Source organism: Gemmatimonadales bacterium (assembly GCA_030697825.1).
GTDB lineage: Bacteria > Gemmatimonadota > Gemmatimonadetes > Gemmatimonadales > JACORV01 > JACORV01.
On record JAUYOW010000002.1, the window covers coordinates 1 to 7,460 of the forward strand.

8 protein-coding genes and 1 pseudogene are annotated in these 7,460 nt (G+C 67.2%); 7 read left to right on the plus strand and 2 right to left on the minus strand.

The window, feature by feature from the left end; genetic code table 11:
* Both Q8Q85_00095 and mtnA read right to left on the minus strand, forming a co-directional pair.
* The coding region (locus Q8Q85_00095; GenBank protein ID MDP3772649.1) for a TolC family protein at window positions 1-540 on the minus strand (540 nt) is incomplete at its 3' end.
* A gap of 459 nt (window positions 541-999) precedes the next feature.
* The gene (gene mtnA / locus Q8Q85_00100; protein MDP3772650.1) at window positions 1,000-2,049 is read right to left on the minus strand and encodes an S-methyl-5-thioribose-1-phosphate isomerase; all 1,050 of its coding nucleotides are present in this window, start codon (window positions 2,047-2,049) and stop codon (window positions 1,000-1,002) included.
* Window positions 2,050-2,157: 108 nt separating this feature from the next.
* On the opposite strand from mtnA, the gene Q8Q85_00105 reads away from it, so the two are divergent.
* From Q8Q85_00105 to Q8Q85_00135, 7 genes and pseudogenes are all read left to right on the plus strand, one after another.
* On the plus strand, window positions 2,158-2,940 hold the full coding sequence (locus Q8Q85_00105) for an enoyl-CoA hydratase-related protein (protein MDP3772651.1): 783 nt from the start codon (window positions 2,158-2,160) through the stop codon (window positions 2,938-2,940).
* A 94-nt stretch (window positions 2,941-3,034) separates the two neighbouring features.
* Complete coding sequence (locus Q8Q85_00110; GenBank protein MDP3772652.1) at window positions 3,035-3,397, plus strand: hypothetical protein; 363 nt, start codon at window positions 3,035-3,037, stop codon at window positions 3,395-3,397.
* 208 nt (window positions 3,398-3,605) lie between these two features.
* On the plus strand, window positions 3,606-3,842 hold the full coding sequence (locus Q8Q85_00115; protein ID MDP3772653.1) for a hypothetical protein: 237 nt from the start codon (window positions 3,606-3,608) through the stop codon (window positions 3,840-3,842).
* A gap of 17 nt (window positions 3,843-3,859) precedes the next feature.
* A pseudogene (recF, locus tag Q8Q85_00120) lies at window positions 3,860-4,864 on the plus strand (DNA replication and repair protein RecF).
* The gene (locus Q8Q85_00125; GenBank protein MDP3772654.1) at window positions 4,845-5,180 is read left to right on the plus strand and encodes a DUF721 domain-containing protein; all 336 of its coding nucleotides are present in this window, start codon (window positions 4,845-4,847) and stop codon (window positions 5,178-5,180) included. Before recF ends, Q8Q85_00125 begins: the two are co-directional and overlap by 20 nt.
* A gap of 66 nt (window positions 5,181-5,246) precedes the next feature.
* Window positions 5,247-6,224 carry a CHAD domain-containing protein gene (locus tag Q8Q85_00130; GenBank protein ID MDP3772655.1) on the plus strand — a complete coding sequence of 326 codons (978 nt, stop codon included), beginning with the start codon at window positions 5,247-5,249 and terminating at the stop codon, window positions 6,222-6,224.
* A 117-nt stretch (window positions 6,225-6,341) separates the two neighbouring features.
* Window positions 6,342-7,460, plus strand: a 1,119-nt coding sequence (locus Q8Q85_00135) for an ATP-binding protein (GenBank protein ID MDP3772656.1), incomplete at its 3' end; no start/stop codon positions are given.

A 7,460-nucleotide genomic window follows, 5' to 3' on the forward strand; every position in this document is an offset into this window, starting at 1 on the left:
GAGGGTGCGATCCATGATCTCCAGCGCGCGATCGGCGTGGTACACGTCCCAGTAGCGCGCCCGGACGTAGCGCTCGACGGATAGCATCAGCGCGTCGCGCTGGCTCGCCACCCGCACGCTGTCGAAGCGCGCGACGGTGCGCCGCAGCCCCAGCGTGCCGTTCACCGGCAACATCTGAGTGAGCGTGACCTGGTTCATGGAGAGCGGATCGCGCGACGCGGACAGGCTCGGCAGCATGTAGTTCATGGCGCCGATGGTGAGCGTCGGGTCTGGCAGTGTGCCCGCCGGGCGGATGCGGGCGCCCGCAGCGCGGACGTCGGCCGCGCGCGCGGCGAGGCTCGGGTTGTTGGCCCGTGCCAGCGCAACCGCGCGGGAAAGGGTCAGGGTGTCGGCTGACGCGGACGCCTGCATTGGCGTCGGCGCGCCCTGCGCCTCGACCCGCTCGGCCGCGACCGCCAAGGCGACGGCGACGAAGGCCAGCCAGGGCAGAAGGCGCCACGCCCTCCCCGCCCGACATTTGATATATCGAATGTCCAACATGCCTCTCCTCTCATGCGCGAAGTCCACCCCCGACGCGCATCACGACGCGTCAGGGCGCACCACGTCTACAAGAGGCTAGGCTTGCGGAGGAGGAGAGAGCGGAGAGGCTACGAAACCGGAAAAACGCGCCGGCGCGCCAGACGCGCCTCCACGTACGACTGCACCAACGAATGCCACGTGCGCGGACGGCAGCACGGCCGGACTGACCACGGCGCACGGGCCAAGCGACATGCAGCCCGTGGCCCCGTGCGATTGCGTCGCCTGGGTGGCGACTGCCGGTCCGCCTGTCATGGCTGGCTGGCACCCGTCCATGGCCGTTTCCTGGCGCGTGCACACGAACGCGCCGGGCAGCCACTGGAACTGGCCGAGCAGCAGGATGACCGCGACCGCAAATCTCATAGCTGGGGGGATAATACCCTCATAATGTGAACAGTTCCACAAGGCCGGATGAAGAACCGTTCATGTGGGCCCGAACGGTGGGTGCAGGATCCCCTGCTCCGTCACGTAGCCCGTCACCAGCTCCGCCGGCGTCACGTCGAACGCCGGATTGAACACCGCGCTCCCCTCCGGCGCCGCCTGGCGGCCCAGCGGATGCGTCACCTCCAGCGCGCCGCGCTGCTCGATCGGAATCTCGTCACCGCTCGGGCAGGAGAGATCGAACGAAGTCGTCGGCGCAACGACGTAGAACGGGACCGCGTGTCGGTGCGCGACCAGCGCGAGCGGATACGTCCCGACCTTGTTCGCCGTGTCACCGTTCCTCGCCACTCGGTCGGCGCCGACGAGCACGATGTCCACCCCGTCCTGCGCGATCAGCGAGGCGGCGGCCGAGTCCGGCAACACGCTGTAGGGTATCCCAGCCTTGGACAGTTCCCACGCGGTGAGTCGGCTTCCCTGCAAGAGCGGCCGCGTCTCATCGGTGAAAACGTGCACGTGCTTGCCACTGCGCACCGCCGTGTAAACCACGCCGAGCGCGGTCCCGATCCCCCCGGTCGCCAGCGCCCCAGTGTTGCAGTGGGTCAGCACCCGTATCTCCCCTTTCTCACCTATCTCCCCTTTCTCCCTTTTCTTCATCAGCACCTGCCCATGCTCCCCAATCCTCCGACACATCTCGACATCCTCGCGCCAGATCGCCTGCGCTTCCTGCAATAGCGCCTCGAACACCGCCGCCGCGCTGCCCTGGGTCGAGCGCGCCACCCGCCGCATCCGTTCCATCGCCCAGCCGAGGTTCACCGCCGTCGGCCGCGACGCCCCGATCCGCTCGGCACGCCCCTCCACCTCGGCGAGGAACACCTCGCGCGTCTCGCGGAAGATCGACCGCAGCGACGACACCAGCCCCATCGCCGCGGCGATGCCTATCGCCGGCGCGCCACGCACCCGGAGAGACTGGATGGCCTCGATCACCGCTTCGACGGTATCGAGGTCGAGATAGCACTCCTCCACCGGCAGCAGCGTCTGATCGAGGATGCGCAGCGCCCCCGACGGCGCCCAACTCACCGTTCTGAATTCCACCCTCCCCTCTCTCCCCTTTCTCTCCTACCTCCCCTAACTCCCCTGTCTCCCCTGTTCCCGTCTCCCTTCAATTGGCAGCCAACCTACCCCACCGCTACTTTTCCCGCCATGAGCTACCAGACCCTCCTCCTCGAGATCCGAGACGGGTTCGCGATCCTGACGATCAACCGCCCCGACAAGCTCAACGCCCTGAACGACACCGTCGTCGCCGAGCTGCACGACGCGGCCCGGGCGCTCAAGGCCAATGCCGACGTGCGCGGCATCATCCTGACCGGCAGCGGCCCCAAGGCCTTCGTCGCGGGCGCCGACATCGGTGACCTGGCCAACCAGGGCGTCCTCGACGGCCGCGACCGCGCCCTCACCGGCCAGAGCATGCTCCGCGACTTCGAGACGATGGGCAAGCCGGTCCTCGCGGCGGTGAACGGTTTCGCGCTGGGCGGCGGTTGCGAGCTGGCGATGGCCTGCCACATCCGGATCGCGAGCGAGAACGCGCGCTTCGGCCAGCCCGAGGTCAACCTCGGCATCACGCCGGGGTATGGCGGGACGCAGCGGCTCCCCCGCATCGTCGGCAAGGGGAACGCGCTCTACATGCTCTTGAGCGGCGAGCACGTCAACGCGCCGGACGCGCTCCGCATGGGCCTGGTGAGCAAGGTGGTCCCGCAGGACCAGCTCATGGCCGAGGCGGAGAAGTTGATGAGGACGATCATCGCGAAGGGGCCGATCGCGCTCGCACTGACGATGGATGCGGTGGATCGCGGGCTCGAGATGACGCTCGAAGAAGGGCTCCGACTCGAGGCCGACGCGTTCGGGCTCGTCGCATCGACGAAGGACATGAAGGAAGGGCTGACGGCGTTCCTCGAGAAGCGGCCGGCGAAGTTTGAAGGACGATAGACTGAAGGCGGGCACAGGCGCACAGGCGCACAGGCGCACGGGAAGCCTCCGGCGCTCGCTCGGTGCCCCTGTGCCCCTGTGCCTCTGTGCCCTCTTGCTTTCCTGCACCGATCCGCGCGCCCGGCCTGCTCCGCCCCAGGTCGAGCTGAGCTTCTCGCCGAACCTCGTCGTGAACAGCCCCGGCTCCATCGTCGGCTCGCTCTACGCCTTCGACCCCGACGGCCTCAACACCATCAACGTCCAGATCCGCAGCTCCGACTCGACCTTCGTCGTCAACGATCCGGTCAGCGCGAACAGCCTCTTCGAGGTGACCCAGTCGCTGGCGTACAACGTGCCGGGCGCGATGCCTATCGGGACCCAGATCCGCCTGGTCGTGAAAGTCACGGACTTCATCGGATTCGCGGCTTCGGACACCGCCTTTTTCACCGTCCAGGACACCGTTTCGGCACGCCGCTGAACCCCTCCTAACCCCTTGATTTTTCAGGGGTTTTGGCCTATTTTTGTTATCCGTGATCCGGACCCTTCAAAGCGCCCTCCTGGCAGCCTCTTTGCTGGCGTGCAAGGAGGCCCGAACCCCGACAGGCCCGACGCCTGAAGGACCGGACGTTGAGGGCCCCGAACTGGTCATCCGGCCCGCCCAGGACACGCTGGTTGACTCGACTGGAGTGTTGCAGATCCTCGTCGTTTCGCGGGACCGCTCGAACATCAAGTCCATCGAGCTTACGATCATCGGCGGCGGGTTCAACTTTCTGCCCCTTGCGCCGAACGACACCGCATTCACCGCGGTCTTCCCGATCGCGCTGAACCCTCTCAGGAACTCCGCGTTCAGTTACACGGTGCGGGCGGTGGATGTGCTGGATCACGAGACGGTCACTGCTACCGTGACCGTGACGGTGAAGTAGCCGTCGTCGCACAGCTTCGGGTGAGGGGGTTCCGCAATCTGGATGACGCGGACCTCGAGATCCCCGCGGAAGGTTGCGTGCTGGTCGGGCTGAACGGACATGGGAAGACCAGCCTGATCGAGGCGTTCCTGTACTGCGAGGTGTTTCGGAGCTTTCGCGGCGCTGGGGATCGGGAGCTGGTGAGGTTCGGATCGGACGGTTTCTTCGTGGCTACCGATCGGGTCACGGCGGGATTCGACGCGAGGACGCGCGCCAAGAAAGTGACGGTGGGTGGCGCCGAGCCCGTGAGAATGGCTGACGCGATCGGCATCATTCGCGGAGTCGTGCTGAGCCCGGGTGACGTGGCGCTCGTGGCGGGCGGGCCCAGGGAGCGGCGGCGCTATCTCGATGTGATGCTGTCCCTGACGGTGAAGGGCTACGTCGAGGCGCTGGGGCAGTACCGGCGGGCCTTGAAACACCGCTGCCGCGCCACGGCTGCCGAGATGCCGGTGTGGGAGCGAGTGCTTGCGGAAGCCGGCGCGAGGGTGATCTCGGCGCGTGCGGTGTGGGCCGAGCAATGGCGTGACCGCTATCGCGAGCGCTCTGAAGCGATGGGTGAGAGCGGCGAGCCGCGGCTGGATTATGCTCCCAGCGTGACGGGCAATCTGCTCGCGGCGCTGGAGAAGACGCGGGAGCGCGACGTGGCGCGGGGCCGAACCAGCGTCGGTCCGCATAGAGACGACTTGAAGCTTGCGCTGAACGGACGCGACCTGCGCACCTACGGGTCGGCGGGGCAGCATCGGACCGCGGCGCTGGCGCTCCGGATCGTGGAGGCCGAGACACTCGAGGCGCCCACGATCTGCCTCGACGATGCTTTCGCCGAGCTTGATGCGGAGCGCAGCAGGAGACTGGGCGCGATGATCGAGGCGATGGCGGCCAGCGGGAAACAGGTCATCGCGGCCGTACCGAAAGCCGAAGAGGTGCCACGGGTGATCAGCGGACTGCCCATGCGGAGAATCGAGAATGGCGCGGTACGCGCGTAAGGGCGCGCCGGCGCGGGTGTCGGATGTGCTCGCGGGCTTTCTCAAGTCCGCCGGCATCGCCCGGCGCGTCGAGCAGGCCACGATCGTCGAAGAGTGGCCCAGGCTGGTGGGGCCGGAGATCGCGCGCGCCGCGGTGTGCGAATCGGTGACCCAGGACGGGACGCTGTTCGTGCGGGTGAAGTCGAGTGCGTGGAGGCAGGAGCTGAGTCTGATGACGCCGGATATCATGGCGAGGATCAACGCGGGACGGAAGAAAGGGCGGATCGAGAGGATCAGGTGGATCGTCGGGAGCGGGGAGCGGGGAGCCGGACCGTGAGCAGCGGGAGCCGGGAGCCGGGAGCCGGACGTTGACCAGCGGGAGCCGGGAGCCGGGAGCCGTACCGTGAGCGGCGCACCGCTGGTTCCGGCCCTCCCGTTGACCACTCGTCAGGCGGCGGGGAAGATCTTCGCGGCGCAGCTGCGCCTCATCGCCCATCACGAGAAGGGCGCGCGGCATGGCGGCGAGCCGGAGGACGTGCACCAGATGCGCGTCGCCACCAGGAGGCTCCGCGCGGCGCTCCGGCTCTTCGAGGGGTTCCTGGCGCCCAGGAAGCGCATCCGCCTGGATCTACCGTGGATCGCTCGGCGGCTGGGGCGGGTGCGGGACCACGACGTCGTCATCGCGCTGCTCGAGGAGCGTCACGCTGAAGCTCTCGGCGGCGCCGAGGCCAAGCGGCTCGAGGCCCTGCTCGCCGGGCTCAAGGAGCGTCGGTACGCCGCCCAGGAACGCCTCGAGAAGGGCTTGAAGCACCGACGCTATGAGAAGCTGCGGCGGGCGCTGGACGAGTTCGCGAAGCGGCCGCGCTTCACGGGTGAAGAGGACGTGATGGCGGCAAAGACGCTCGCCGAGGCGATCGAGGAGCGCGGCGGGATCATCGCGAAGGATGGGGCGATGACCGAGCCCGACCCGACGCCCGACCAGCTGCACGGTCTACGGATCGAGTTCAAGCGGCTGCGCTACGTGCTCGACTTCCACTCCGACACCTGCGGCTTGGCCTACGAGGTGGAACGCAAGCTCACGCGCGACATGCAGGAGTGCCTGGGCGAGCTGCACGATCACGACCTGCTGCTGTACTGGCTCGAGCTCGGCGAGGACTTCTTCGCCGGCCCGTGGCGGACGTTGCAGCCGCGCCTCGCCGAGGATCGCAAGAAGCTCTTGCGCCGGTTCCTGCGGCTGCGGAAGCAGTGGCTGGAACGCACCCAGGCGGAGCCTACCGTCGCGACGACAGAAGAACCGAAGTTCGTGAGTCTTGAGGCGGCGCCGGTGACGTTGAGGCTGATCACGACGCCGAAGCAAGTGGCGAGTACGATGGTTGGATGAAGGGGAGCGGGGAGCGGTACCTTTGGGTGCCAGTTGGGTGCCTCGACGTCGGCGACGTGCATCGCCAGGTACCGCTCCCCGCTCCCCGCTCCCCTGAACCAAGGAATCAGAACGCCCATGACGCCCCGAAACAAGCCTAACGAATACGGCGCAGACTCGATCCAGGTCCTGAAGGGGCTGGAAGCCGTACGCAAGCGCCCCGCGATGTACATCGGCTCGACCAGCGGGCGCGGCCTGCACCACCTGGTCTACGAGGCCGTGGACAACTCGGTGGACGAGGCGCTCGCGGGGCATTGCGACCGGATCGAGGTCATCATCCATCCGGACGACAGCGTCACGGTCAAGGACAACGGCCGCGGCATCCCCGTTGACCTCCACCCCACCGAGAAGATCCCCGGCGTCGAGCTGGCGCTGACGGTCCTGCACGCGGGCGGCAAGTTCGACCGGAACACCTACAAGGTGTCGGGCGGGCTGCACGGCGTCGGCATCAGCGTGGTCAACGCGCTCTCCGAGCGGCTCGAGGTCTGCGTGGACCGGGGCGGCGAGCGCTACCACATGGCGTTCGAGCGCGGCGAGACGGTGAAGAAGCTCAACGTGACGGGCAAGGTGAAGGGGACGGGGACCATCGTCCGCTTCAAGCCCGATCCCGAGATCTTCACCGAGACGCGGTTCGACTACGGCATCCTCGAGAACCGGCTGAGGGAGCTGGCGTTCCTCAACAAGGGCCTCACGATCATCCTGAAGGACGAGCGGCTGGGCCAGGAGAAGGAGGAGACGTTCCAGTACCGGGGCGGCCTGGTGCAGTTCGTCGAGTGGCTGAACCAGAACAAGAAGCCGCTGCACCCCAAGCCCATCCTCATCGAGACGCTGAAGGACGAGGTGGACGTGCAGATCGCGTTGCAGTACGACGCGGGATACACGGAGACCACGCTCACCTTCGTGAACAACATCAATACCCACGAGGGCGGTACGCACCTCACCGGCTTCAAGGCCGCGTTGACGCGGACCATCAACGAGTACGCCAAGAAGAGTGGCGCCTTGAGGAAGGCGGACTTCACCCTGTCCGGCGACGACGTTCGGGAGGGGCTGACCTGCATCATGTCGGTGAAGGTGAAGGAGCCGCAGTTCGAGGGGCAGACCAAGACCAAGCTGGGGAACAGCGAGGTCGAGGGGATCGTGAAGAGCGTGGTGAACGATCACCTCAGCATGTTCCTGGAAGAGCACCCGCCGGTCGCG